Origin of the sequence: Peptacetobacter sp. (genome assembly GCF_029264495.1) — a bacterium.
Classification (GTDB): Bacteria; Bacillota; Clostridia; order Peptostreptococcales; family Peptostreptococcaceae; genus Peptacetobacter.
This window is the reverse complement of the sequence record NZ_JARIBH010000007.1, coordinates 43,884-69,623: the sequence shown is the minus strand read 5'-3', so window position 1 is coordinate 69,623 and position 25,740 is coordinate 43,884. Positions and strand designations below refer to the sequence as shown.

Annotated in this window: 21 protein-coding genes and 1 riboswitch; of the genes, 3 read left to right on the top strand and 18 right to left on the bottom strand. The window is 27.0% G+C overall.

What is annotated here, in order from left to right:
• Nucleotides 1–317: 317 nt before the first annotated feature.
• Together trhA and Q1J78_RS00625 are read left to right on the top strand one after the other, a co-directional pair.
• Nucleotides 318–971 carry a PAQR family membrane homeostasis protein TrhA gene (gene trhA / locus Q1J78_RS00630; RefSeq protein WP_300280378.1) on the top strand — a complete coding sequence of 218 codons (654 nt, stop codon included), beginning with the start codon at nucleotides 318–320 and terminating at the stop codon, nucleotides 969–971.
• A gap of 149 nt (nucleotides 972–1,120) precedes the next feature.
• A complete protein-coding gene (locus Q1J78_RS00625; RefSeq protein ID WP_300280375.1) occupies nucleotides 1,121–1,588 on the top strand; it encodes a DUF1097 domain-containing protein in 468 nt (155 codons plus the stop codon).
• 194 nt (nucleotides 1,589–1,782) lie between these two features.
• Here Q1J78_RS00625 and Q1J78_RS00620 read toward each other — a convergent pair whose 3' ends face one another.
• The 4 genes from Q1J78_RS00620 to Q1J78_RS00605 all read right to left on the bottom strand — a co-directional run bounded on the left by Q1J78_RS00620 (nucleotide 1,783) and on the right by Q1J78_RS00605 (nucleotide 7,790).
• Nucleotides 1,783–3,168 (bottom strand): alanine/glycine:cation symporter family protein, encoded by a 1,386-nt coding sequence (locus tag Q1J78_RS00620; protein ID WP_300280372.1) that lies wholly within the window; start codon nucleotides 3,166–3,168, stop codon nucleotides 1,783–1,785.
• 106 nt (nucleotides 3,169–3,274) lie between these two features.
• Nucleotides 3,275–3,368: riboswitch (glycine riboswitch) on the bottom strand.
• 325 nt (nucleotides 3,369–3,693) lie between these two features.
• Nucleotides 3,694–6,021: a heavy metal translocating P-type ATPase gene (locus Q1J78_RS00615; RefSeq protein WP_300280369.1), complete on the bottom strand. Its 2,328-nt coding sequence runs from the start codon at nucleotides 6,019–6,021 to the stop codon at nucleotides 3,694–3,696.
• Nucleotides 6,022–6,059: 38 nt separating this feature from the next.
• The gene (locus Q1J78_RS00610; protein ID WP_300280365.1) at nucleotides 6,060–6,431 is read right to left on the bottom strand and encodes an ArsR/SmtB family transcription factor; all 372 of its coding nucleotides are present in this window, start codon (nucleotides 6,429–6,431) and stop codon (nucleotides 6,060–6,062) included.
• A 255-nt stretch (nucleotides 6,432–6,686) separates the two neighbouring features.
• On the bottom strand, nucleotides 6,687–7,790 hold the full coding sequence (locus Q1J78_RS00605; protein WP_300280362.1) for a hypothetical protein: 1,104 nt from the start codon (nucleotides 7,788–7,790) through the stop codon (nucleotides 6,687–6,689).
• A 171-nt stretch (nucleotides 7,791–7,961) separates the two neighbouring features.
• Here Q1J78_RS00605 and Q1J78_RS00600 point away from each other — a divergent pair, with 171 nt between their 5' ends.
• Nucleotides 7,962–8,705, top strand: coding sequence for an HAD family hydrolase (locus tag Q1J78_RS00600; protein ID WP_300280359.1), 744 nt, complete (start codon nucleotides 7,962–7,964; stop codon nucleotides 8,703–8,705).
• A gap of 85 nt (nucleotides 8,706–8,790) precedes the next feature.
• Here the strand turns inward: Q1J78_RS00600 and Q1J78_RS00595 are convergent, their stop codons facing one another.
• From Q1J78_RS00595 to purD, 14 genes are all read right to left on the bottom strand, one after another.
• Nucleotides 8,791–9,966: a MalY/PatB family protein gene (locus Q1J78_RS00595; protein WP_300280356.1), complete on the bottom strand. Its 1,176-nt coding sequence runs from the start codon at nucleotides 9,964–9,966 to the stop codon at nucleotides 8,791–8,793.
• Nucleotides 9,956–11,044 (bottom strand): M24 family metallopeptidase, encoded by a 1,089-nt coding sequence (locus Q1J78_RS00590; RefSeq protein WP_300280353.1) that lies wholly within the window; start codon nucleotides 11,042–11,044, stop codon nucleotides 9,956–9,958. Before Q1J78_RS00590 ends, Q1J78_RS00595 begins: the two co-directional genes overlap by 11 nt.
• 53 nt (nucleotides 11,045–11,097) lie before the next feature.
• Nucleotides 11,098–12,426, bottom strand: coding sequence for a PTS sugar transporter subunit IIC (locus Q1J78_RS00585; protein ID WP_300280351.1), 1,329 nt, complete (start codon nucleotides 12,424–12,426; stop codon nucleotides 11,098–11,100).
• Between the two features lie 29 nt (nucleotides 12,427–12,455).
• A complete protein-coding gene (locus tag Q1J78_RS00580; RefSeq protein ID WP_300280348.1) occupies nucleotides 12,456–12,782 on the bottom strand; it encodes a PTS sugar transporter subunit IIB in 327 nt (108 codons plus the stop codon).
• Nucleotides 12,783–12,794: 12 nt separating this feature from the next.
• Entirely contained in the window at nucleotides 12,795–13,106 is a 312-nt protein-coding gene (locus Q1J78_RS00575) for a PTS lactose/cellobiose transporter subunit IIA (protein ID WP_300280345.1), read from the bottom strand.
• Nucleotides 13,107–13,123: 17 nt separating this feature from the next.
• Nucleotides 13,124–14,140 (bottom strand): zinc-binding metallopeptidase family protein, encoded by a 1,017-nt coding sequence (locus tag Q1J78_RS00570; protein ID WP_300280342.1) that lies wholly within the window; start codon nucleotides 14,138–14,140, stop codon nucleotides 13,124–13,126.
• A 31-nt stretch (nucleotides 14,141–14,171) separates the two neighbouring features.
• The gene (locus Q1J78_RS00565) at nucleotides 14,172–16,043 is read right to left on the bottom strand and encodes a BglG family transcription antiterminator (protein ID WP_300280338.1); all 1,872 of its coding nucleotides are present in this window, start codon (nucleotides 16,041–16,043) and stop codon (nucleotides 14,172–14,174) included.
• A gap of 202 nt (nucleotides 16,044–16,245) precedes the next feature.
• Nucleotides 16,246–16,752 (bottom strand): hypothetical protein, encoded by a 507-nt coding sequence (locus tag Q1J78_RS00560; RefSeq protein WP_300280335.1) that lies wholly within the window; start codon nucleotides 16,750–16,752, stop codon nucleotides 16,246–16,248.
• Between the two features lie 28 nt (nucleotides 16,753–16,780).
• Nucleotides 16,781–17,221 carry a tetratricopeptide repeat protein gene (locus tag Q1J78_RS00555; protein ID WP_300280332.1) on the bottom strand — a complete coding sequence of 147 codons (441 nt, stop codon included), beginning with the start codon at nucleotides 17,219–17,221 and terminating at the stop codon, nucleotides 16,781–16,783.
• Between the two features lie 24 nt (nucleotides 17,222–17,245).
• Nucleotides 17,246–18,103, bottom strand: coding sequence for a DUF5685 family protein (locus Q1J78_RS00550; protein ID WP_300280329.1), 858 nt, complete (start codon nucleotides 18,101–18,103; stop codon nucleotides 17,246–17,248).
• A 203-nt stretch (nucleotides 18,104–18,306) separates the two neighbouring features.
• Nucleotides 18,307–19,440 (bottom strand): iron-containing alcohol dehydrogenase, encoded by a 1,134-nt coding sequence (locus Q1J78_RS00545; RefSeq protein WP_300280326.1) that lies wholly within the window; start codon nucleotides 19,438–19,440, stop codon nucleotides 18,307–18,309.
• Nucleotides 19,441–19,682: 242 nt separating this feature from the next.
• Nucleotides 19,683–20,417, bottom strand: a complete 735-nt coding sequence (locus tag Q1J78_RS00540) for a hypothetical protein (protein ID WP_300280324.1) — start codon at nucleotides 20,415–20,417, stop codon at nucleotides 19,683–19,685.
• Nucleotides 20,418–20,667: 250 nt separating this feature from the next.
• Nucleotides 20,668–24,453, bottom strand: a complete 3,786-nt coding sequence (locus Q1J78_RS00535; protein WP_300280321.1) for a phosphoribosylformylglycinamidine synthase — start codon at nucleotides 24,451–24,453, stop codon at nucleotides 20,668–20,670.
• Nucleotides 24,454–24,484: 31 nt separating this feature from the next.
• Nucleotides 24,485–25,735 (bottom strand): phosphoribosylamine--glycine ligase, encoded by a 1,251-nt coding sequence (purD, locus tag Q1J78_RS00530; RefSeq protein WP_300280318.1) that lies wholly within the window; start codon nucleotides 25,733–25,735, stop codon nucleotides 24,485–24,487.
• Nucleotides 25,736–25,740: the final 5 nt, after the last annotated feature.

Here is a 25,740-nt window from a genome sequence, read left to right as displayed (position 1 = left end):
CTAAATATATCTGCTGTTCAGTTTTCAAAGTTCATTTTAATCTTTCGATTTTCTCTTTTGTTTCTTGCCCTCTCTCAAGGACAAGTATTATATTACCATCTCATTAATAAAAGGTCAACACTTTTTTTATATTTTTTTTATTATTTTTTTATCTATTCTGTGAATCCCTTTAAATTCAATTGTTTAGTTTTCAGTTTTGATTTGATTTTTAGGATAATTTAATAATAATATAGTATAATAATCTTTATAAATTCTAGTTAATTTTATTTTAAAGTAACTTATATTTTAATTTTTATCTTAATAAAGGAGGGATTATTTTGAATTTAAATAATCATGTAAGAGAAGCTGGAAATGGATTTACTCATCTTTTAGGTGCAATTTTATCATTTATTGGACTTCTTGCTTTAGTCATAAAAGCTTCTATAAATACACCTAATCCATTAGCTATAACTTCAGTTATAATTTTTGGTACTAGTATGATACTTTTATATACTGCATCTACTGTTTATCATTTAATTATTTCATCTGATACTGTAATATCATGGCTTAGAAAGATAGATCATTCTATGATATTTTTATTAATTGCTGGATCATATGCTCCATTTTGTTTAATTTCTCTAAAGGGTAAACAAGGTTATATTTTATTTTCAATAGTGAGTATTGCTGCAATCGCTGGTATATGTTTTAAACTATTTTGGTTTAAATGCCCAAGATGGATTTCTACTATAATTTATATCGCTATGGGTTGGGTTTCTGTTGTACTTATTGTTCCTCTTTATCATGCTCTTTCTTTAAGCGGACTTTTATATCTTATATTAGGTGGTTTATTTTATACAATTGGGGCAATTATCTATGCTTCTAAGCCAAAATTTTTAGAGTTTAAAAACTTTGGATTCCATGAAATATTCCATATTTTTATAATGCTTGGTAGTTTATCACACTTTATATGTGTATTTTTCTATGTATTATAAAATAGATAATAATATATTATAGTAAATGCTAACTTCAATTTATATTTAATATTCTTATTAGAAACTTTTTATTATATTTATTAATTGATATTTTTTCATATTACTGATAAAATCAGTTCTATATTTATATATTATTTAAAGGAGGATTTATGTCTAAAAAAATATCTGATAATACTTTATGTGCTTTTGCTACAGCTTTTCTTTGTACTATTTGGATTTTAATTGCGAATAATTTAGGCATGCTTGGTTGGGCTGGTTTTGCTGGTTGTACAGCTTATTTTGCTGGTCCAAAAAAAGGATTAAATGCTCTACCAATCACTTTTACTTGCGTTGGCAGTGGTGTTTTATATGCTTTAATATCAGTTTATTTTGGAAATCAAATAAATTTTGCTCACATTGGACTTGTTTTTACCTTTGTTACAACATTTTTAATGTGTTTTGCAGGTAAATCCAAAATCTTAGCTTTTGTACCTGGAGCTTTCATTGGATCGTTTTCTACTTTCGCTTCTGGGGGAGATTTTATGATAATACCTTCTATAGCAGCTGGTATTTTTCTAGGGTTATTCTGTGATACATTAGGTATAAAACTTTGTAACATATTTGGTTCTGGAAAATAAATATCTTTACTATTATGAAAAATATTTTAATCTAATTAAATAATTATGATTTTAAATAATTTATATTCAATAAAAAAACTCCAAGAATTCTTGGAGTTTTTTTAATCTGTTTTGAATCTTAAATCTTAACTTTATATTTCATATCGACTTCGCACCACCAAAATCAATACTACAAACTAATTAATTATTTATTTTTAATTACTTGAATCATCATCTTTATATTTTTTATATATACCTACAACTACTCCACTAAGTGCAAATAGTGCTATAGCATTTGGTATAACCATTAATCCATTGAAACAGTCTGCTAATTGCCATACTAATTCAACTTTTAATGTTGATCCAACTATTATAAATAATATTACTATTAATGAATATATTTTTACTGCTTTTTGTCCAAATAAATATTTTACATTTATCCGTCCAAAGAAATGCCATCCTAGTATAGTAGAGAATGCAAAGAATAATAAACATATTGCTATAAATAAATCTCCACCATTACCAAATGTATTTACAAAAGCTGTTTGAGTAAGTGCTATACCTTCTTTTCCAGAACCTAAAGCACCACTTGTTATTATAGAAAATGCTGTTAAGTTTAATATTATAAATGTATCTATAAATACACTTACCATAGCTGTTAATCCTTGTTCATGAGGATTTTTTGCTGTTGCTCTAGCATGTGCATGTGGTGTAGAACCCATACCAGCTTCATTAGAGAATAGACCTCTTGCAACACCATAACGTATAGCTTCTTTTATTGTTATACCAACTGCTCCACCTAGAACTGCTTTTGGATCGAATGCTCCAACAACAATCATTTTTAAAGCTTCTGGAACTGCTGTTATATTCATTCCTATTAATACTAAACTTCCTATTATATATACAAATGCCATTATAGGTACTATTTTTTCAACTACAGATGCTAATCTCTGTGTTCCACCTATAAATACAAATCCTGCTAATACTGCTAATAATAATCCTACTGTTATAGGAGGTATGTCTATATTTCTACTTGCGAAAACTTCTGAAAATGCTGCACCGATTGAATTTGATTGAACCATATTTCCCATAAATCCAAGTGCAAGTATGATTAAAATTGAGAATGCTGCTGCTAAGAATTTACCAAATTTCCCTGTAAATGCAGCTCTGATATAATATACTGGCCCTCCAGTTACTTCTCCATCAACAACTGTTCTATATTTCTGTGCTAAAGTTGCTTCTGAATATATAGTAGCCATTCCAAAGAATGCACTTATCCACATCCAGAATATAGCTCCTGGTCCTCCAGAAAGAAGTGCTGTTGCTGCACCTGTTAAGTTACCTGTACCAACTTGTGCTGCTATAGCTGTTGCTAATGATTGGAAAGGTGTCATTTCACCATGTTCTTTTTTTTCACCTTTTAATTTTAAATTACCGAAAACTAACTTAAATCCCTCTCCAAACTTTCTAACCTGTATAAATTTTAGTTTGAATGTGTAGTAAATTCCTACTCCACATAAGATGAATAGTAGTAAGAAATTCCAAAGAAAACTATTGATTACTACTACTACGTTTAATAGATTGTCTAAAAATAATTCCATGTTTTTACTCTCCTTTTCTTTATTTTTGTAAAATAAAAATAGAGCTGAAAATCAGCTCCAAAATAAGAGTAGAACATTTGCAAACATAACCTAAAAGCTTAGGTTTGCATGTTGCTCTGTCCTTTTGCCTGAGAGATTGACAAACTTTCGTCTGCGTACACCTTCGGCGCCCCTTTTGGAGACTCTCCAGAGTTCCTAATAGATACTTCTATTAATTTTATAATTTCAATTTATCTATCTGTTTTAATAATATCACCTATCTTCCATAATTACAATATATTTTACAAATTAATTGAAATTTTCAAAAAACACACACATTTCCTTTTTATTTTTAAGAAATGCGTGTGTTTTATCAATATTTTATTTATTTTTTTATGTATACAAGTAATTTTTTTATATCAGTAAAATTTTTAAGATTCATATTAAATATTTTATATCGTATTAAACTTTTATTTATTAAGTTTGTTAATTCTTAATTTTCATTATTATCCACATACCCAACATTTATATGTTTATTAATTTTTGTTATTTTAATGTTCTAATAGCATTTAATACTGCTATAACTGCCACTCCAACATCTGCAAATATAGCTTCCCACATATTTGCTAGTCCTCCAGTACTTAAAATCATAACTATTATTTTTATACTCATAGCAAATATTATATTTTGCCATACTATTGTGTTTGTTTTCTCAGATATTTTTTTTGCAATAGATACTTTTGAAAGTTCATCTGTCATAAATACTATATCACTAGCTTCTATTGCTGCATCAGATCCTACTCCACCCATAGCAATACCTACATCTGCTCTTGCTAGTACTGGTGCATCATTTATACCATCTCCAATAAATGCTGTATTTCCTTTTATATTTTCATTCGCTATATTTTCAAGCATTTCTACTTTTTCATTTGGTAAAAGTCCTGAATAGTATTTATCTATTCCAACTTCTTTTGCTATTTTAGATGCTGCTGACTCATTATCTCCTGTAAGCATTATTATATTTGATATTCCTGATTTTTTCATATCTTCAATTGCTTTTTTACTATCTTCTTTCAATTCATCTGATATAATTATAGAACCAATATATTTTCCATCAACAGCTATATATACTGTAGTTCCTTGTTCATCATTTTTTCTATATACTATATTTTCACTATCTAAAAGTTTTGAACTTCCTGCAAGTATAGTTTTTCCTTGATATTTTGCTTTTATTCCATATGCTGCTATTTCTTCATATTTATCTATTTCATTTAAATTTATTTCTTCTTTGAATTCTTTTTTATAACTTTCCATTATAGATTTTGCTATAGGATGATTTGAATTTGCCTCTGCAATAGCTGCAAATTTTAATACTTCATCTTTATCTACATCATTAGAAATTATTTCTGTAACTTTAAAGACACCTTTAGTTATTGTTCCTGTCTTATCTAAAACTACAGTATTTACATTTCTCATAGCTTCTAAATAGTTACTTCCTTTTATAAGTATTCCATTTTTTGATGCTGTCCCTATTCCACCAAAGAAACTTAGAGGTATTGAAAGTACTAATGCACAAGGACAAGAAACTACTAAGAATATAAGACCTCTATATATCCAATCTCTAAATGAAGCTCCTTCTATTACTATAGGAGGAATAAACGCAACTGCTAATGCTAAAATTACAACTATTGGTGTATAATATCTACAGAATTTTGAAATAAAGTTTTCTGTTTGTGATTTTCTACTTCCTGCATTTTCAACCATATCTAAAATTTTAGCAACTGTTGATTCACTATATTCCTTTGTAACTTTAATATATATAAGAGAATTAGTATTTATTGTTCCTGATACAACTTCATCTCCTGATTTTACATCTCTTAACACAGATTCACCTGTTATAGCAGAAGTATCTAACATAGCTTCTCCATCTGTAACAATTCCATCTAGTGGAATTTTTTCCCCTGGCTTAACAGCTATTATATCACCTACATTTACATCTTCTGGATCAACTTTTTGCATAGTTCCATTTTTAACTAAATTTGCAAATTCTGCTTTTATTTCCATAAGAGCAGATATTGATTTTCTAGATTTCCCAACTGCTTTTTGCTGTAAATATTCACCTATTTTATAAAATAACATAACTCCAACTGCTTCAGAATATTCACCTATTGCTATTGCTCCTACTGTAGCTATTGACATTAAAAAGTTTTCATCTAAAACTTGTCCTCTAAATAAGTTCTTTATTGCTTTTAATAAAACATCTCCACCTATTAAAATATATGCTGCTAAGAATATAACCATTCCAAATATTCCTGTGTTACCAACTGCTGATTCATAGATACCAAATATATAAACAGCCACTCCTATTATAATTTTTATTAGATTTGAGTTTAATACTGATTCTTTATTTTTTTCAGATTTTACATTAACTTGTTCATGGTTATGACTATGGTTATGACTGTGTTCATGATGAGAACTACAGCAATCACTATGCTCATGTTCTCCTCCACAATTGCAATGTTCATCGTGATTATGATTATTGTATAAAGAATTTATATCAACCATTTGTTTTTTATTTTGTCCACTGATATTTTCTAAAATATTTCCTTTATTATCAAATTGTAATTCACCTAATATTTTATTTTTTAATAGACTTACTGTTATTCCACTTTCTGTTTCATGTACTATTTTAGCTATTTTTGATACATTTTCTCTTGTTATATCCTTATCTTCCATGAAAACAGATAGTTTTTTTGCAACAAAATTCATATTACTATTTTCAACATAATTTACTTTAGATACTTTATCGTTTATTTTTTCAGCACAATGTGCACAATTTAATCCTTCTAATAAGAAATCTATTCTTTTTGCCATAAAATTCACCTTCTTTTTATAGTTTATATTCTCTGTAATTATCTTTTATATTCTTCATTTATATGTTCTAAACCACGTTCTAATATTCCACTTATATGTTCATCATCTAGAGAATAAAATACAGTCTTTCCTTCTTTTCTAAATTTTACAAGTCGTGCATTTTTTAAAACTCTTAGTTGATGAGATATAGCTGATTGTGTCATTCCTAAAAGTTCTGCTATATCACATACACACATTTCATTTGAAAATAATGCAAAAATTATCTTAACCCTTGTTGTATCTCCAAATACTCTAAATAAATCTGCTAAATCTGCCAATACCTCTTCATCTGGCATTTTTTCCTTTATTTTATTTACTATATTCTCATGTACTCTATTTTCTGTACAACATTCTATCTTTTTATTTATCATATTTTACCTCCTTATATATGAATATATGAATATCTGTTCATGTATTCATTATAATCTTAGATCATATTTTTTGCAATACTTTTTTACAAATATATGAACAAATATTCATATATATCTTTAAAATAATCCTTTATATCATTCTTACTATATTCTATTTATATTTTTTATTAAAATAAAAGCTATCAAAATTCAATTTTATTAATAGAATCTTAATAGCTTTTCCTTTACATTTTAATTTTTCTTATTTTTTATTCTTTATTCTTCATCATCTAAAAAATCATAAAAATCATCATTTCCAGATTCTACAAAATCATATAATGCATTTTGTTCAAAGAACATAGAATCTTGATATGTTAAAAATTCCGAGTAATTTACACTTAATAATCCATTTATATATTTTCTGTCTTTTTCTGAATAAGTTCCAACAAAAAACATACCTGCATTGCTATAATATATAGCTTTTATATCATTATTTATAACATATGAGTTCGCTTTTACATGGTCATTATTAAAATTAAATCTTGTAAATAATACAGTATCTTCCTCCATATCACTTTTCATAACAAAAGGATTATCTTCATAGAATTTTTCTAAAAATTGTTCTTCATTATCAATAGTATATATATCAACAAACTCTTCTTTAGAAATCTCATCAAAAACTTCAAAATCATATATTGGCTCTGATTCAGATACGACCATTGATTTTAATTTGAAGTTGTCATTTATTTTTTCTATACTAAGCGCTATCTTACAAATATAGTATCCATCATTATCTTCATAAATTGTTTCTGAAATATATTTTCCATTTCCTCTAGAAACTATATTTGTTTTTAGAAGCGTTCCATTTATATTTGTTATATGCATACTACCTATTTCTTCACTACCAGAATAGTAAGTCAAAGCCTCTCTATCCCACGCAACAAGTCTCATAACCATATAATTTACAAATTCTACTTCTTCTTTTACTTCTTTACAAATTTTAGGATATAAATCATATATACAAATATTTGTTTTGAAATTATTTATTATATCTATATAATCTTCTACTTCTCCTGCTAATTCTTTTTCATATTTTATATTTCTACTTCCAAAATGCTTTATTAAAAATTTAGATTCTTCTTCTGATATTTCTATCCTATCTGAACCAAGTCCTCCCATCAATCTTTCTTCTTCCATATATGCTCTTTTTTCTGATGGATTTATTAATTTCACATAATCACAAAGTCCTAATCCCTCTGAATCCAATAAAAAATACTGTTTTATATTATTTCCACTTTCATCTGTACTATCTACAATCATTCCCATACTTCCCATAAGTCTTGATTGAGTAAGTTTTGCAAAATTAAATTTCAAATTCATATATCTTCAATAGATAACTATTAAAATTATCTATCCTCCTTTCTATCTTTTATAATATATCAATATTTATTATATATCACGAAAAGTTTTATTGATAGAATTTTTACTGTACTATTTTAAATATTTGCTGTATACTAGTAGAAATATATATCAAGATAGGGGGTAATGCTTATGAAAAAAAGAGCGGCATTTTTTGATATTGATGGAACTCTTTATAGAGATTCACTTATGGTAGAACATTTTAAAAAATTAATTAAATACGAAGTTATAGATGAAAAAGCTTGGATGGAACATGCTAGAAATACATTTTTAAATTGGGATAAAAGACAAGGTAATTATGATGATTATTTATTAGAGGTATGTGACTTATATGTAGATTCTTTGAAAGGCGTTGATTGGCATAGCATCGAATTTGCTGCTGATCAAGTTATAAAAACAAAGGCTGATAGAGTATATAAATATACTCGTTCTCAGATAGAAAGACATTTAAAAGCTGGCGATATTGTAATTTTTATTTCTGGAAGTCCCGATTTTTTAGTAAAAAAAATGGCTGAAAAATATCATGTTACAAATTATATAGGAAGTAAATATATAATAGAAAATGGATATTTTACTGGAGAACTTGTTCCAATGTGGGATTCTGAGAGCAAAAATAATGCTATTACAGAACTTGTAGAAAAGTACGATATAGATTTATCTAAGTCATATGCATATGGTGATACAAATGGTGATATAAATATGCTTAAAAGAGTTGGACACCCTATTGCAATCAATCCAACTAATGAACTATTAACTAAGTTGAGAGAAGATGATATTTTAAAAAATAATGCTGACATAATAGTTGAGCGAAAAGATATTTTATATAAACTTAAACCTGATGTTCAAGTTCTTTCTTATGACGATTTATCTGAATAGAATATTATAATAAAAAAGGGAGATTTTTAAATCTCCTCTTTTTTATTACTTTATTTTTGATATATACTAATATTCATTTCTTTTGCTATTTAAGTTTTAAATATTCTATACTATTTTTCAATTTTTCAAGACCTAATTTTAATTTTTCTATACTGCATCCACAATTTAATCGAAGATATTTTTCCCCACCATATACTTCTCCTTTCATAATACCAACTTTTCCGATATTTACAAGCACATCTTGTAATTCTTCAGAAGAGTATTTAAGTTTTCTACAATCTATCCATGCTAAATATGTTCCTTCTGGCTTTTTAAATTTTAAATCCTTTATATTTTCTTTTATATATTTTTCTACATAATCCATATTTTTATTTATATATGCAACTAATTCTTCTATATAATCATCGCATTCATTATATGAAATCATTGTAGCATACATACCAGGTATACTTGCTGAATTTAAAAATTCTTTTTTTCTAGTAGTAGTTAAAAATTCTTCTTTTATATTATCATTTGGAATAATTGCATATGAACAAATTAATGCGGGATAATTAAATGTTTTTGATCCTGATGACACTAAATATAAATCATTGTATTCTTTCAAAAATTTTATTATAGGATTATGTTTTTTTTCACCTAGAATTATATCCATGTGTATTTCATCAGATATTATCTTTATACTATATTTTTTACACAGTTTAACTATTTTTACAAGCTCTTTTTCTGTAAAAACTTTACCTGTTGGGTTATGTGGTGAACAAAGGAGAAGAAGTTTTGATTTTTTTAACATTTCCTCTAGTTTATTAAAATCTATATAAAATTTTCCATCTTTTTCTATTAAATCTACTTTACCTATTTTTCTATTATTACCTTCTATTACATTAAAAAATGCATCATACATAGGATTAAATGTTGCAACTATATCATTATCCTTAGATAATAATTTTATAAGTAATGATACTGAATACATTACACTAGGGCTGTATATAACCCAATCTTTTTTAACTTCTGTATCAAATCTTTTTTTAAAGAAATTAACTATACTATTTTTAAAATCATCATGATTCCATCTCGTATATCCAAAAATTTGATGTTCTAAAACTGATTTTAATTTTTCTGTAACTTCATAAGGAACTATAAAATCAGTATCTGATATTGAAAATGGTAAAATATCTTCTACACCAAATCTATCTTGTATATAATCCCACTGTGTACAGTATGTACCTTTTCTATTATTTATTTTATCAAAATTATATTTCATCTTTATTCTCCAATACTATAATTTTTTTTGTTGTTTTATTTAATGAAACTGCTTTTCCATTAATTATACACACATCATCTTCTATTCTTATACCACCTATATTAGGAAGATATATTCCTGGTTCACATGACATAATCATACCTTCTTGTAAAATCATTTCGCTTTCTTTATTTAATTTTGGATATTCATCTCCATTATTTATACCTATTCCATGTCCTAGACCATGTACAAAATAATCCCCATATCCAAACTTTTTTATTATATCTCTAGATATTTTATCTATATTTTTACATTTTTCCCCTATTTTTATATTTTTTATCGCTTCCAATTGTGCATTTAAAACTATATTATATATTTCTTCAATCTTTTTATTTGGTTTTCCTATAAATATCATTCTTGTCATATCTGATTGATACCCTCTGTATTCAATGCCAAAATCTAACATTATAAAATCATTTTTTTCTATTTTTTTATCACTTGGTCTTGCATGTGGATATGCTGTTCTTTTGCCAGATGATATAACCGGATCAAATGACATTTTACTTGCTCCAAATTTTATAGAATAATATTGAACTAAAGCACTTATTTCTCTTTCAGTCATTCCTATTTTTATATTATTTATTACATTTTCAAATACTTTATCTGTTATCTCACAAGCTTCCATTATAATTTCTATCTCATTTTTCGTTTTAATCATTCTTATTTTTTTAAATTCTTCATCAAAATTTTCTAATTCCAGTTTCAATTTCTCTAAATTCATATACTCTTTTATTTTATATGCATTATATTCAACTTTTAATTTATTTATTTTATCATTTTTACATATTTCTTTGATTATTTCTATATTTGTTTTTTTATCATTTTTCAATATGTAAATATTTTTATTATTGTAATATCTTTGTTTTGCATCTTCAATATATCTTCCATCCATAATCAAATATATTTTCTTTTTTAATATTAGTATTTCTACCCCACTACCCTCTAGAGTATTTAAATATTTTTTTATATCTTTAGATTTTGCAAGTATTGCTTCATTTTCTTTTAAATCTTTTCTCATTTTTTCTATAAATAAGTTCATATTAATACTCCTTTTAAATAAAGGACAGGCTATGCCTGTCCTTAAAATAATTATTAGAAATCTAAATCCAAATCATCAAGTAATGCTTCATCTTCTTTACTTATTGCTTGAATTTCCTCTGTATTTGATTTTTCTGCTTTTAATTCTTCTTTTTCATATAATTTAAAGAACGGATACCAAATTATTATCGAACCAACAAGTTGTATTAGGTTTGCTATTATTGCTCTCCAGTCTCCTGTAGCTAAAAATCCTTCTAAGAATACCCCAACATATGGTGGGTTGAACCAAGATTTATTAAGTAATCCAAAGTGCATCATAAATGCTGGAATAGAACCTAATATTGATCCACCTATAACATATGGTATAAAGAATATTGGGTTTAATACTATTGGTGCACCGAATAATATTGGTTCATTTATACCAAATAAAGTTGGAATTAATGATACTTTACCAACTGTTCTCTGAGACTTAGCTCTAGATCTTAAACACCATATAACTAAACCAATTGTTATACCTGTTCCTGTAAAGTTAGCAAATGGAGATACCATTCCTCCTGTATAGAAATGAGGTAACGCCTGTCCAGCCATATGTGCAGCCTGATTTTCTGCTAAAAACTGATTTGATATAGGACTTGTTACCGGACTCATTACAGATGGATGTATCCCAAAGAAGAATAATAAACAAGATAAGAACTGGTTTACAAAGAATCCAAACGGACTATCTAATGCACCTAATAATGGAGCTAATACTGGCGTCAATATTTCTGGTGGCATGCATCCTAAAACATTAACTGAGAATAATCTAAATGCAAGGAATGAACCTATTACTATTACAGAAACTGGTATCATTTCAAATGAACTTGAAACAAAATCTGGAACACCTTCTGGCATCTTAATTGTGAATTTCTTTTTTAGACACCATCTATATAATTCAACTGCTAACATTGGAGCTAGCATACCCATTATAAGACCTTTTGTACTTAGATATTTAACTGATAATTCTCCTGTTTCAGGATCATTATATAAAGTAACTAATAAAAATGCTATTATTCCCATACTTAAACATCCAGGTATATTCATATTGTATGATTTACCTAAATTATAAGCAATACTAGCTGCAACATATAAACTCATGAATCCCATACCATATGTAAATGGTAAATATATAGTATCTAAATTATTCATTATCCATACTGAAATAGGATTTTCTTGCCCTATAAGATTAGGTATAGCTTCTGGTATTAGACATAAACTCCCTATCATTATTAATGGTGTCATTGCTACCATAGATTTTTTTATTGCACTAAGATGTTTTTGTTTATCTACTTTATGTGCAAGTGGTAGTAGATATTTATTCATAAAACTTTCTATCTTTTTGAACATATATAAATTCTCCTCCCAATTTATAATTATTACATATTAGCTTTTTTGTGAGCTATAAGAGCCATTTTGAAAGCTGTTGCTCCATCCATTTTACCGTAAGTATCTCTATCAATTACTGTATATGGAACTTTCTTTTCTTCTAACATAGGTTTTAAAGATTCTAATTTGTGTGCTATTTGAGGACCTATAACTAATACATCACAATTATCAATTTCTTGAGATAATGTATCAACTGGTATAGCTATAAAGTCAAATTTACTTTCATCTAATTTTTTACTTTCTTTTACTGTTTTTTTCATGTTTTCCATTAACATTGTTGTTGAAAAACCACCTGCGCAACATAATACTATTCTCATTTTTAATTCCTCCTAATTATCAAATATATCTATCAGAACATCTACAATATCTCTTGCTAATTGAGAAGTCATGTAGTGATCTTGTGCATGTACCATTAATAAACTTATTTCAGGTTTATTTTCTTTATCTTCTTGCATTTCAGCAACTATTAATTCAGTTTGAATTTTATGTGCTTCTAAATCTATTTCTTTTGATTCTTCCATAAGTTTTTTCGCTGCTTCAAAATCTCTATCTTTTACTTTTCTAAGTGCTTCAAATGCTTTTGCCTTACTTTCTCCGGCAGATGAAATTATTCCTATTATTTTTTGTTCTAATTCGTTCATTTAAACCTCCACTAAATTTAAACATATTTTTTTATATCTTTAAGTTTATCAGTATCTAAATCTTTTATTATTTCAACTATAAACTTTATAAGCGATTCTACATCTTTCATATTCACCATAGAATAATTTCCGTGGCAATATCTTAATGGCACTCCAAGAACTATTGCAAGTCTACCTCCGCTAACTAAATGTGCATTACCTGCATCAGTTCCACCTCCACCAAACATATCTTTTTGAAAAATTATATTATTTTCTTTTGCTAAATTTTTTATATAATTCAAAAATTTCTTATTGGGGATCATAGTTTTGTCATAATGTAATATCATAAAACCATTTCCTATTTTTCTATGATTATCACAACCTCTATTTAAATCTGGTGCTGTTGCAACATCTATAGCAAAAAATACATCTGGTTTTATTATATCTGTGCTACATTTACCACCTCTTGTGCCTACTTCTTCTTGCACTGTATTACATAAATATATACTATTTTTTCTTTCTTTTAGATTATTTATTTCTTTTGCTACTTCTGATAATATAAAATTTCCTATTCTATCATCTAATGCTTTTGCCATTAAAATATCTTCATTTAACCATTCAGATTTACTAGCAAAACACACCATATCTCCTATATCTATTCCTAGATTTTCAACTGATTTATCACTATCTACACCAATATCCATATACAATTTATCATCTGTAGAATTTATTAATCCTATAATTTTACTTCCTTCAGATGTTGTGATTCTAGCTTTTTGAAATCCTTTTGCAGTTTCTTTTACTCCGCCAATAGGTATTAAATCTATTAGACCATTCTCTCTAATATTTTTTATCATAAAACCAACTTCATCCATGTGTGCTGCAAACATAATTTTGGGTCCTTCACTTGAGTATTCAAATATTTGACTACCTAATCCATCAATTAACATTCTATCTGCATTTTTAAATTTATTTTTTAGTTTAAACGCAACATCAAATTCATTAGAGGCTATTCCATCTATTTCACATAATTCTTCTAAAAATTTTTTATCCATTTTTATCTCCTCCTTTTTATAATTATCTTTTCTATATAAATGGTTCTATAATTGCTATAAACTCCTCATATGTCTTTGCTTTATGCAATTTTTTTATAATTTCTATATCTTGTATTAAATTATATAAACTTTTTGTAATTTCTTTTTGTAACTCATAATTCTTTTTTTGTAATGAAACCATAAAAATTATATTTACTTTTTTATCTTTATAAAAAACTTCATTTTTTAATATTTTTATAGATACTAAATCTTCATTTGATCCCATTTCTATTGGATGTGGAATTGCTATTCCATTTGTATAAATGGTTGAAACATAACTCTCTCTTTCTAATACTCTATTTTTATATTCTGCTCCACCTATACCATCTTTTTCTATTTCTTCTGCCATTTCTGATATTATATCTATATAATTTTCATTTGTATAATCTATGCTAAAATATTCTTTTTTCAATATATTTTTTATAAATACATTCTTTGTTTCATTTAAAGAAACTTGTTTATCTCTATCTGTAAATAGTAATAATTTTTTTATATTTAACATATCATTATCATCTAAAAATTCTTTTATTATTATTACTGGAACACTTATACTTAAATCTAATTCTTTTATAGAAAAAATAATATCTGGTTCAAATTCTTCAATAGATTTAATATCATAAAATGAGAATGTCTTTATATTTGAATTTTTAAATAAATTAATTATTTTCATCTGTAGTAAGTAGGAACTGCCTCCTCCACTAGAACAAACTATTGCTATTTTCTCTATATTTAGATAATTTCTATATCCTTCCTTTTCCATATGAACACAAAAATGTGTTGCTATGAATCCAACCTCTTCCTCTGTAATAATTACTTCATATTTCTCTGAAATCATATTCGCAAATTTAATAGCTATATTAAATATCATAGGGTACCTTATTAAAATTTCTTCTATTAAAACATTTGTATAAGATACTTTCAACCTCAATCTTTCTATAAGTAATGATACATGAGTTGTAAGTAACCTTTTAAAGTCTTCATCCTTATAAAAATTAGTATTATATTCTTTATCAATTTCTTTTATAAAAATATTAATATCTTTTTTTAGATTTTCTATTGTTATTTTACTTTCTGATTTTTCTTTATTTATTACAAATTTATCAAATGTATTTGTTATTTCTTTATAATCGTTTAATGAAATTCCTATTTCATAATAGTCTTGTATATCATTTATATATTTATCTTTGTAAGATTGTCTTTTTAATATTTCATTTTTCTTATTTATATATAGAATGACTTTAATGTTATTTATAATTTTTTCTCTTTCTGAATCATTTATTGAATATTCTTTCTCTTTTATATAATTTGATATTATTCTTTTTAAATTTTTAAATCTATCACTGAATGTATCATTCATTTCTTCAAGTATAATTTTATTTTTCTTACTTAAAAGTTGATTTATTAGATTTTTTCTATTTATTAATTCTTCTTTTATTTTTAAACCATAATGAGCTTTTCTATCTATACTCAAATTAAATTTTTCTAAATAAAAGTCTATTTTTCTAACTTGATTTCTAATACTTGATACACTGACTTCAAAATAATTCGCTATATCTTCTGTTACTACATAATTATTTTGTATAGATAGATATGCTATAAGATTATCAATTGTAAATTCTTTTATTTCATAATAATCAAGTTCTTTGAGGAAATTTCCAAATTTTTCTGTATCATCTATTCGCAATAAATATCCTTTTCCTCTTTTTTGTATTAAATCAAAACCATTTTTTTTACTTATTTTATTTATATAAGAAAGTTCTTTTTGAATAGTTCTTTTTGATATAGATAATTTATTTATAAAATAATCTATTGATAAGTACTTATTTGTGCTCGATAATTCTTTTATTATCTTTAAAGTTCTCACCTTTACACCTCCCATATAAATTATATATCATAAGTTTAAAAATGTTTTCCCAATCCCTATATTTAAATTATAATCTCTTATCATAAGAATAAAAACTTCAAGTTATACATCTTAAAGTGCAATTTTTATCACTATCATAATAAATCTTTTATATTCTTTCATAAAAAAAAGTATCTCTAAAATTATTAGAGATACTTTTTAACTATTCTATATATTTAATTATCTTATTTCTTATATTATTTTTATAAAATCTTATAAATTGGCTATAGAAAATATCATATACTAAAAATAGTATATTTAAAAATAAAAACATTATTATTTTAAAATCAAATTGTATAAAACTTTTTAGTACATATACTATTATTAAAAATATTATATTTGCAAATACAAATTTCATTCCATATTCAACTATTCTACTTCTTCCTCTTTCAATAATAGATTTGATTAATCCATATATTGAAAATGATATTGCATATAAAAACCAATGTATCTTATTACTTATTATAAAAAAAGATAAAATTATTGATGCAATAGTAAATACAACACCTATTTTTTCACCATACTCATATATAAGTATTGAAGATATAAAAGAAGCAATTACCATTAAAAAAATTGTATTCGAAGGAATAAAATTTATTAGCATAAATATAATAGATTCTATGGCCAATAACATTCCACCTAGAGATATTTTTTTATTTATATTATCCATATGAAAACTTCCATTTCAATTTTATATTTTAACAACAAGTTATAAAATCTCCACCCATACATTCACAGCATGAATCTAAACACCATAACTGACAGCATGTATTCGCACAATCGTCTCCACAACAACAGCAACAAGGATTGCAACAGCATCCACCAGAATCATATCTTCTTCTTTCATTGTAGTATCTAGCTCTATTATCATAATCATTTCTATATGAACTAAATTGATTATACGCTTCATCATATTCTCTATTTTCTGGATCCATAAATCTTGCTCTTTTTATATAATCTTCACCTTCATCATATCTACCCATTTTCATAGCTGCCATTCCTGTTAAGAAAAACCATTCAGCAGTTCTATCACTTGAAATTACTTCTTTTAAAATTCTATATGCTTCAGAAAATTTTCCATTAGATATTAATCTTCTAGCTTCATTGTATGTATTTCTATTTATAGCTTCACCGTACATAATTTACATTCCTTTCTATTTTTATTAGTTTATATGACTTACATCTCCATTTTTATCCTTACCATCTCCATATAATATATTTTTATATCTTAAGTATACACCAGAATATATTATATTTTCTATTATACCTACATTTCTTTTGAGATTTAACATATCTATATTTCTACCAAGCATTCCTAAACTCATCGATATTATTCTATCTACTTTTTTCTTTAATTCTTCACTCTTGGGTTTATATTCTTTAAATGGATTATATCTATTTTTTTCTATGTCTTCAGGTAAATCTTCATAAGCATCTAATATGTAAACATATTTACCTATATTAAATCCTATATTTCTAAGAATTTCTTCATACTCATCTTTTTTGTATGCAAAAATTTCTCCCATTAATTTTCCAAAAGTATTTGATACATCATCTAAATCTATAGAATCTTCAGCTTCCAAAACTTCTAGTTCATATAAACATTTTTCTATATATTCTGCTTTATATTTATACTTATTTTTTGTATCTTTTAAACTTCCTTTATACATATTATACGCTATTTTATCTTTTATTCTTCTTTCATCTTTTACATTATCTTTTAATTTAAAATATGCTAGTAAAACATTCATAGCTGCTGCATATTCTGTTATTTCATTTTTTTGAACCTTTTTCTTTTTTATTGGATTTGCTATACACACTTCTTCTGTAATCTCTGATTCTGGATTATATATAGCTGATAAAAGCACTATTAAAAAAGTAATGTCGTAGTTTAAAGAAAACCTAGATACTTCTCCATGATTTTTTTTCAATGTTTTACAAAGACCACAGTAGTAACTTTTATAATATTCATATTCTCTAAATGTCAAATCCATTTTATTTATTTTTACATACCCAAACATAAAATACCTTCTTTCTTATATATATCTTATTATAATATATATAAATTCTTATATACACCTTAATTTATACTAATACTTTTGAATATATTTAGTTAGTTTCTCAAATTTAATTGTATATAAGATAAAACTCCTTAATTAGAATATCTATTTAATAAGGAGTTTTATATTGTATTTTGTTTTTAAATTTTAATTTGATATTTATTTTAAAGAGATTTTAAGTATATTTCTTTTATCTCTTCTTTACTAAATTTTTTTGGATGATTAGCTATATTTCCTGCTGAAACTTTAAAAGCATTTTCTACCATCCAATCTACATCTTTTTCTTCTATCCCTAAATCTTTTAGAGTAACATCTAAATCTATTCTTTTTAAGAAATCTCTTACTCTATCTGCACAATCTAATGCACTATTTCCTCCTAAAAGAGCTGATATAGCTGCGTATCTTTCTGGATCACTTTCCCATGATAATTCAATAATAGTTGGAGTTATAGCTGCTAATCCTTCTCCATGTACAATATCTTTAAGTCCACTTGCAGGATGTTCTAGTGCATGAGGTAATGCACAACTTGAACAACCTATCGCCATGCCTGCTAAAGTACTTCCTAAAGTTATTTTTTCCCATATATCGTAATCTATATTTTCATCATTTACTGCATTTTCTGCGTTATCTGCTATAAGTTTCATAGCATAAAGTGAATACATATCTGAAAGTGGATTTCTCTTCTTACTAACTGCGGCTTCCATAGCATGTGCAGCTGCATCAAATATTACCGCTGATTTTACTTTTTTAGGCATAGTTATCATAAGCTCTGGATCTACTATAGATTCTTTTGCATATATCGCTGGTGTTCTAAGAGATTTTTTATCATTGTTTGTTTCATCTGTTAAAACAGAATAACAATTCCCTTCACTACCTGTTCCTGATGTTGTTGGAACTAATATAATTGGAAGTGCTTTATCTGATTCTTTTTCTCCATACATATAATCCTTTATATTTCCTTCATTTACAGCTATAAAAGCAATTGCCTTTGCTGCATCCATTATACTACCCCCTCCGATAGCTACAACCATATCACATTTTTCAGATTTTATAATAGTTGCACCTTCTTCAACTGTAGATATTAATGGATTTTTAGTTACTTTATCAAATATAATAGTTTCTATACCTTCTTTTTCTAAAAGTTTTATTGATTTATCAAGGAGTCCTGATTTTTTAGAACTATTTTTTCCTGTTACTACTAATGCTTTGTTCCCATATTTTATGCTTCTTTTTCCTAATTCATTTACTTTTCCTCGACCAAATATAATATTTACTGGTAAATTGTAATTAAATTCCATTATTTTCGCCCCATTTCTAAAAGTCTATTTTAATTAATAACAAGCTATTATTTTCTTATATACTAAGTATATCAGTTAATTTTTTTTATTCAATGAAGATACTTTGAACATTTATTAAATTTAAAGTTTATTATATTTTTTATATAGAAAAAGAGAATACTAATCTCTGCTGTAAAATTTAGTATTCTCTTTCTCTATAATCAACCTTAAATTTTATGTAAACTGTATTTTAGATTTATACCTTATTTATTATATATATTATTTAAAAAAGTAAAAAAATCATTTAAATCATTCATACTAGCTGGATACACTTCTTCATCATTTTTATTTATATTTTCTTTTTCATCTACAACAAATCTAAATGATAACCTAATTCCAAATAAATCTTCTGAAACATCTTGTAAAAATCTTAAATATTGTGTTTCCATTATCTGTACAACTCTAGTATCACCAACTAATATATAAACTATCCCCATTTTATAATCTATTTGTTTGCTATCTTTAAATAATGCTTTATATACTGCTGGACTTATAAGTTCTTGTATTCTTCCTAGCATAACTTTCCAAACATCCATAGCATCTATTCTATTTATATCTGCTTCTTCTTTATATTCTTCTTTTTCTTCAGATTTTGAACTTTCTTCATCAGGTCTTTTTACTTCTATAGTACTTTCTTTTTCTTCTTTATCATCTTCTGAAAAATTCTTAGACATTTGTATTTCAGCTATTTTTCTAAGACCAAGATCAATTAAATCACTTTCATTTAAAAATACTATATTTATTCCATAGCTTATTCCTGATTTTGTTATAATATATGTTTTCATAATATCTATTATCTCAGGACTTATTTCTTCTTTATCTATTACTATATAAAGCGTATTTCCGTTGAATTTTATTTTTCTTATACTTTCTATTGTACTACTTAATTCTTTTTGAAGGCTCTCTAAAGTCTCTTTTGTAAAGTTTTCTATATTCATATTTGCCCTCCTTATAAAATATAATTTATCTATTAAAATTATACTACAAATATAACATTATTGTTTAATTAATTTTATAATTTTAATTCTCTTTTTTTATTTATTATATTTATAAATAAAATATTAAAAAGGACCAAATTCTTTAGACATTTGAGCGGGTAGTCTTTTAAGAATTTAGTCCTTCTTATATATTTAATTCACGATTTTACTTTTTTATATTTAATTTAACGATATGATTTTTTCCGTTATTCTATTTGAAGTAAAGAACTCCAGATTCGAATATTTTCTGATCTTTTTCTCCTGGTATGTTTTTAGTAACATTGTCACTTAATCTTTCTGAGTGACCCATTTTACCAAATACTCTACCATCTTCACTTGTTATACCTTCTACTGCATAGAATGAACCATTTGGATTGTGTTCTATATCATATGTAGCATTTCCATTGAAGTCTACGTACTGAGTAGCTATCTGTCCGTTTTCTATAAGTTTTTTCATTACTTCTTCACTTGCAACGAATCTACCTTCTCCATGTGATATTGGTATACTGTGTATATCTCCAACTTCTGTCTGAGCAAGCCATGGAGATTTATTTGATGCTATTCTAGTATTTACAACTTTGGCCTGATGACGACCTATATTGTTGTAAGTAAGAGTTGGAGCTTCTTCACAAGGCTCTATTATTTTTCCATATGGAACTAAGCCAAGTTTTATAAGAGCCTGGAATCCATTACAGATACCTAGCATTAATCCATCTCTTTCATTTAAGAATTCATGAACAGCTTCTTTCATTTTTGGATTTCTAAATACTGTTGCTATAAATTTAGCAGAACCATCTGGTTCATCTCCAGCACTGAATCCACCAGGAAGCATTATTATCTGTGATTTTTTGATTTCTTCAACCATTATATCTATTGATTCTTCTATATCTTTATAAGATAAGTTTCTGAATACTTTTATATTAGCTTCTCCACCAGCTCTTTCAAAAGCTCTAGCAGAATCATATTCACAGTTTGTTCCAGGGAATGCTGGAATTAATATTTTAGGTTTTACTATACTTAATGAAGATTTTGCTGGAGAACCAGTTCTAACATAGCTTATATTTTTAACTTCTGATTTTATTTCAGTAGATTTTGTTGGGTATATAGTTTCTAAAGTATTACAATGTGATTTATATAAGTCACCTAGGCATACTTTTTCATCAGCAAATTCTATCGCAGGAGTTTCTGTTGTTTCTCCAAGTAATATGCATCTATATCCTTTTAATGATGATAAATCATCTTCAGCTAATTCTAATATTATTGTTCCATAATCTGCAGCAAATAAATCATCTGTATTTTCATAAGCTTCTACAGCTTCTTCACTGAATTTGAATCCTATTTGGTTACCAAATCCCATTTTAGCTATAGCTTCACCAACACCAGCAAATCCAAGTGCATAACTTGAAAGCACTTTTCCTTCTAATATTAATTCTCTTACTTTTGTAAGATTTTTCTTTAATTCATCAAAGTCTACTACTCCATTATCTAAAGTAGCTGCTGATATTTTAACTACTTTTGATCCAGCTTTTTTAAATTCTGAAGTAACTACATTTTTAGCATCTACAGTATCAACTGCAAATGAAACTAATGTTGGAGGTACATCTATATCTTTAAATGTTCCTGACATAGAGTCTTTACCACCTATTGCAGGTATTTCAAATTGTTCTTGAGCATAGTATGCACCAAGTAAAGCTGCAAATGGTTTACCCCATCTTTCTGGAGATTTTCCAAGTCTTTCAAAGTATTCTTGGAATGTAAGTCTTGTAGTAGCATAATTTCCTCCAAGAGCAACTAATTTAGCAACAGATTCAACTACTGCATATAGTGCACCATGGTATGGAGACCATTTACCTATTTTAGGATTATATCCATAAGTCATTATTGTAGAAGTATTAGTTTCTCCTCCAAGTACTGGTATTTTTGCAACCATACCTTGTTCTGGAGTTGCCTGATATTTTCCACCAAATGGCATTACAACTGTATTACCACCTATAGTATTATCAAATTTTTCAACTAGTCCTTTCTGAGAACAAACATTTAAATCTGATAATGCTTTATGGAATTTTTCTTTTACAGTTTCAGCACCTTCTACTATATCTGTATTATCAAAGAATGTATTTTCTTCATCTACTTTTTCGACTACTACATTAGTTTTTTGTTTAGCACCATTAGTATCTAAGAATGCTCTTTTTAAGTCAACTATTGTTTTACCATTCCAGAATAATCTCATATATCCTGTATCAGTAACTGTAGCAACATGAGTAGCTTCAAGATTTTCTATTCTTGCTAATTCTATAAATCTATCTTTATTAGCAGCATCTATTGCAACTGCCATACGTTCTTGTGATTCTGAGATTGCAAGTTCTGTTCCATCAAGTCCATCATATTTTTTAGGAACTAAATCTAAGTTTATATCTAAACTTTCTGCAATTTCACCTATAGCAACACATACTCCACCAGCACCAAAGTCATTACATCTTTTTATCATTTGAGCTGCTTCTTTATTTCTAAAGAATCTTTGGATTTTTCTTTCATTAGGTGCATCACCTTTTTGAACTTCAGCTGAGCAAGTATTTATTGATTCTTCACTGTGTTCTTTTGAAGATCCAGTTGCTCCACCGCAACCATCTCTACCTGTTTTACCACCAAGTAAAACTATTACATCTCCAGCTTCTGGTCTTTTTCTTACTACATTTTCTTTTGGAGCTGCTGCTATTACAGCACCTATTTCCATTCTCTTAGCTACGAAATCTTCATCGTATACTTCTGCTACTTGACCAGTTGTTAAACCTATCTGGTTTCCGTAAGAACTATAACCATTTGCTGCTTCTGTAACTATTTTTTTCTGCATTAATTTTCCTGGTAGTGTATCTTCTAATGAAGTTCTTGGATCTGCAGCACCAGTTACACGCATTGCTTGGTAAACATAAGATCTTCCTGATAATGGGTCTCTTATTGCTCCACCTAAACAAGTAGCTGCTCCTCCAAATGGTTCTATTTCTGTCGGATGGTTGTGTGTTTCATTTTTAAACATTACTAAATATTGTTCATTTTTTCCGTCGATTTCTACATCTACATTTATTGAACAAGCATTTATTTCTTCACTTTCATCAAGGTCTGCTAATTTTCCTTCTTTCTTTAGTTTTTTCATTGCTAAAGTAGCTATGTCCATTAAGCAAACATCTTTTTTTCTGTCTACATAAATTTCTTTTCTAGTATTCATGTAGTCTTCGAAAGTGTCTTTTATAGCATCAGTATATTTACCTTCAGCTATTTCTACATTTTCAAGTTCTGTCATGAAAGTAGTGTGTCTACAATGGTCTGACCAATAAGTATCTAAAACTTTTATTTCTGTTATAGTTGGATTTCTATGTTCTTCATCTCTAAAGTAAACTTGAACATGTTTTAAATCTTCTAGAGTCATCGCTAATCCTTGAGATTTTACAAAGTCTTCAAGTCCTGATTCATCTAGTTCTATAAATCCATCTAGTGTAGCTACTTCTGTTGGTATTTCTGTAACCATCGCAAGTGTTTCTGGTTTTGCCAAATCAGATTCTCTACTGTCTACAGGGTTTATTATATACCCTTTAATTCTGTCGAACTCTTCATCTGTTATATTTCCAGAAAGTATATATACTTTAGCAGATTTTAATTCAGGTCTCATTCCCTGATTTAATATCTGTATACACTGAGCAGCCCAATCGGCTCTCTGGTCATACTGTCCTGGAAGATATTCAACGGCAAATACTCTTTCATCTTTAAGATTTGGAATTTCTTCAAAATAAGTAACATCAATATTTGGTTCTGAAAATATTGAGTTTGCTGCATTTTGGTAAACTTCTTCAGATATGCCTTCTACATCATATCTATTTAGTACTCTTAAAGAATCTACAGAGTCAATATGAAGACTTTCAACAATGTCTTTTTTAAGAGCTCTTGCTTCAAGATCAAAGCCGTTTCTTTTTTCGACTAGTACTCTTTTGACGTTTTTATCCATTTCTCTTCCTCCAAATTTTTTTTCGGAAATTTTACAGACCTATATCAGTTCTGTAGTGCATTCCTTCAAAGTTTATTCTTTTTATATTTTCATAAACTTTATCGGCAGCTTCAGATACATTTTTTGCCTTAGCAGTTATACCTATAACCCTACCGCCGTTTGTAACTAATTTACCATCTGACATTTTAGTTCCACTGTGGAATACTACTATTTCTTCATCTAATTTGTCAAGACCTTTTATTTCTTTGCCTTTTTCATAGGCTTCTGGATAGCCTCCTGATGTTAACATAACACATATTGCTTCTTCATCTGTGTATTTAATCTCAACTTCAGAAAGTTTATTATCTATTACAGCATTCATTATTTTGTTTAAGTCTGTTTCTAATCTGAAAAGAACTGACTGTGTTTCTGGATCTCCAAATCTAACATTGTATTCAAGTACTTTTATTCCTTCTTTTGTAATCATAATTCCAACAAATAATATTCCTCTATAATCTAATCCATCATTTTGGAATCCTTTAAGAGTTTTATCAAGTACATTAACTTTTATATCATTTGCTAGTTCCTCTGTCCATAATTCACTTGGAGAGAATGTTCCCATTCCACCTGTATTTAGTCCTTTTTCTCCATTATTTACTTTTTTATGGTCTTTTGCACTTTCCATAGGAACAATAGTATTGTTATCTACAAATGCTAGTATTGAAGTTTCTATACCTGTTAAAAATTCTTCTATTACAACTTTATCTCCAGCATCTCCAAATTTTCTATCTTCCATCATTTCTTTTAAAGTATTTATAGCATCTTCTCTATTTTCTGGTATTACAACACCTTTTCCTGCAGCAAGACCATCTGCTTTTATAACTACTGGATATCCAAAGCTATCTATTTCTGATATAGCTTCATCTAAAGAAGTATATTCTTTATATTTAGCAGTTGGTATATCATTTCTTATCATAAAATCTTTAGAAAATGCTTTACTTCCTTCAAAAGTAGCGCATTGTTTATTTGGACCAAATATTCTTAAATTTTCTTTTTCAAAAGCATCTACTATTCCCATTACAAGTGGAACTTCTGGTCCTACAACTGTAAGGTCTATAGAATTATCTTTTGCAAATTTAACTAGGTTTTCTATATCATTATCTTTTATATCAACACATTCTGCTGAATCTGCTATTCCTGCATTTCCTGGAGCACAATATATTTTTTCAACATCTTTTTCTTGTTTTAATTTCCAACATATAGCGTGTTCTCTTCCGCCACCGCCTACAACAAGTATTTTCATATCCA

What these genes read in the sequence shown, in the direction of transcription:
- purD (WP_300280318.1), bottom strand. Translation starts at nt 25,735, where the DNA reads ATGAAAATACTTGTTGTAGGCGGTGGCGGAAGAGAACACGCTATATGT.
- Q1J78_RS00570 (WP_300280342.1), bottom strand. Translation starts at nt 14,140, where the DNA reads ATGGATAAAAAATTTTTAGAAGAATTATGTGAAATAGATGGAATAGCC.
- Q1J78_RS00560 (WP_300280335.1), bottom strand. Translation starts at nt 16,752, where the DNA reads ATGGATAATATAAATAAAAAAATATCTCTAGGTGGAATGTTATTGGCC.
- Q1J78_RS00610 (WP_300280365.1), bottom strand. Translation starts at nt 6,431, where the DNA reads ATGATAAATAAAAAGATAGAATGTTGTACAGAAAATAGAGTACATGAG.
- Q1J78_RS00600 (WP_300280359.1), top strand. Translation starts at nt 7,962, where the DNA reads ATGAAAAAAAGAGCGGCATTTTTTGATATTGATGGAACTCTTTATAGA.
- Q1J78_RS00535 (WP_300280321.1), bottom strand. Translation starts at nt 24,453, where the DNA reads ATGGATAAAAACGTCAAAAGAGTACTAGTCGAAAAAAGAAACGGCTTT.
- Q1J78_RS00585 (WP_300280351.1), bottom strand. Translation starts at nt 12,426, where the DNA reads ATGTTCAAAAAGATAGAAAGTTTTATGAATAAATATCTACTACCACTT.
- Q1J78_RS00575 (WP_300280345.1), bottom strand. Translation starts at nt 13,106, where the DNA reads ATGAACGAATTAGAACAAAAAATAATAGGAATAATTTCATCTGCCGGA.
- Q1J78_RS00605 (WP_300280362.1), bottom strand. Translation starts at nt 7,790, where the DNA reads ATGAATTTGAAATTTAATTTTGCAAAACTTACTCAATCAAGACTTATG.
- Q1J78_RS00545 (WP_300280326.1), bottom strand. Translation starts at nt 19,440, where the DNA reads ATGGAATTTAATTACAATTTACCAGTAAATATTATATTTGGTCGAGGA.
- Q1J78_RS00620 (WP_300280372.1), bottom strand. Translation starts at nt 3,168, where the DNA reads ATGGAATTATTTTTAGACAATCTATTAAACGTAGTAGTAGTAATCAAT.
- Q1J78_RS00595 (WP_300280356.1), bottom strand. Translation starts at nt 9,966, where the DNA reads ATGAAATATAATTTTGATAAAATAAATAATAGAAAAGGTACATACTGT.
- Q1J78_RS00550 (WP_300280329.1), bottom strand. Translation starts at nt 18,103, where the DNA reads ATGTTTGGGTATGTAAAAATAAATAAAATGGATTTGACATTTAGAGAA.
- Q1J78_RS00590 (WP_300280353.1), bottom strand. Translation starts at nt 11,044, where the DNA reads ATGAACTTATTTATAGAAAAAATGAGAAAAGATTTAAAAGAAAATGAA.
- Q1J78_RS00580 (WP_300280348.1), bottom strand. Translation starts at nt 12,782, where the DNA reads ATGAGAATAGTATTATGTTGCGCAGGTGGTTTTTCAACAACAATGTTA.
- Q1J78_RS00625 (WP_300280375.1), top strand. Translation starts at nt 1,121, where the DNA reads ATGTCTAAAAAAATATCTGATAATACTTTATGTGCTTTTGCTACAGCT.
- Q1J78_RS00555 (WP_300280332.1), bottom strand. Translation starts at nt 17,221, where the DNA reads ATGTACGGTGAAGCTATAAATAGAAATACATACAATGAAGCTAGAAGA.
- Q1J78_RS00540 (WP_300280324.1), bottom strand. Translation starts at nt 20,417, where the DNA reads ATGAATATAGAAAACTTTACAAAAGAGACTTTAGAGAGCCTTCAAAAA.
- Q1J78_RS00615 (WP_300280369.1), bottom strand. Translation starts at nt 6,021, where the DNA reads ATGGCAAAAAGAATAGATTTCTTATTAGAAGGATTAAATTGTGCACAT.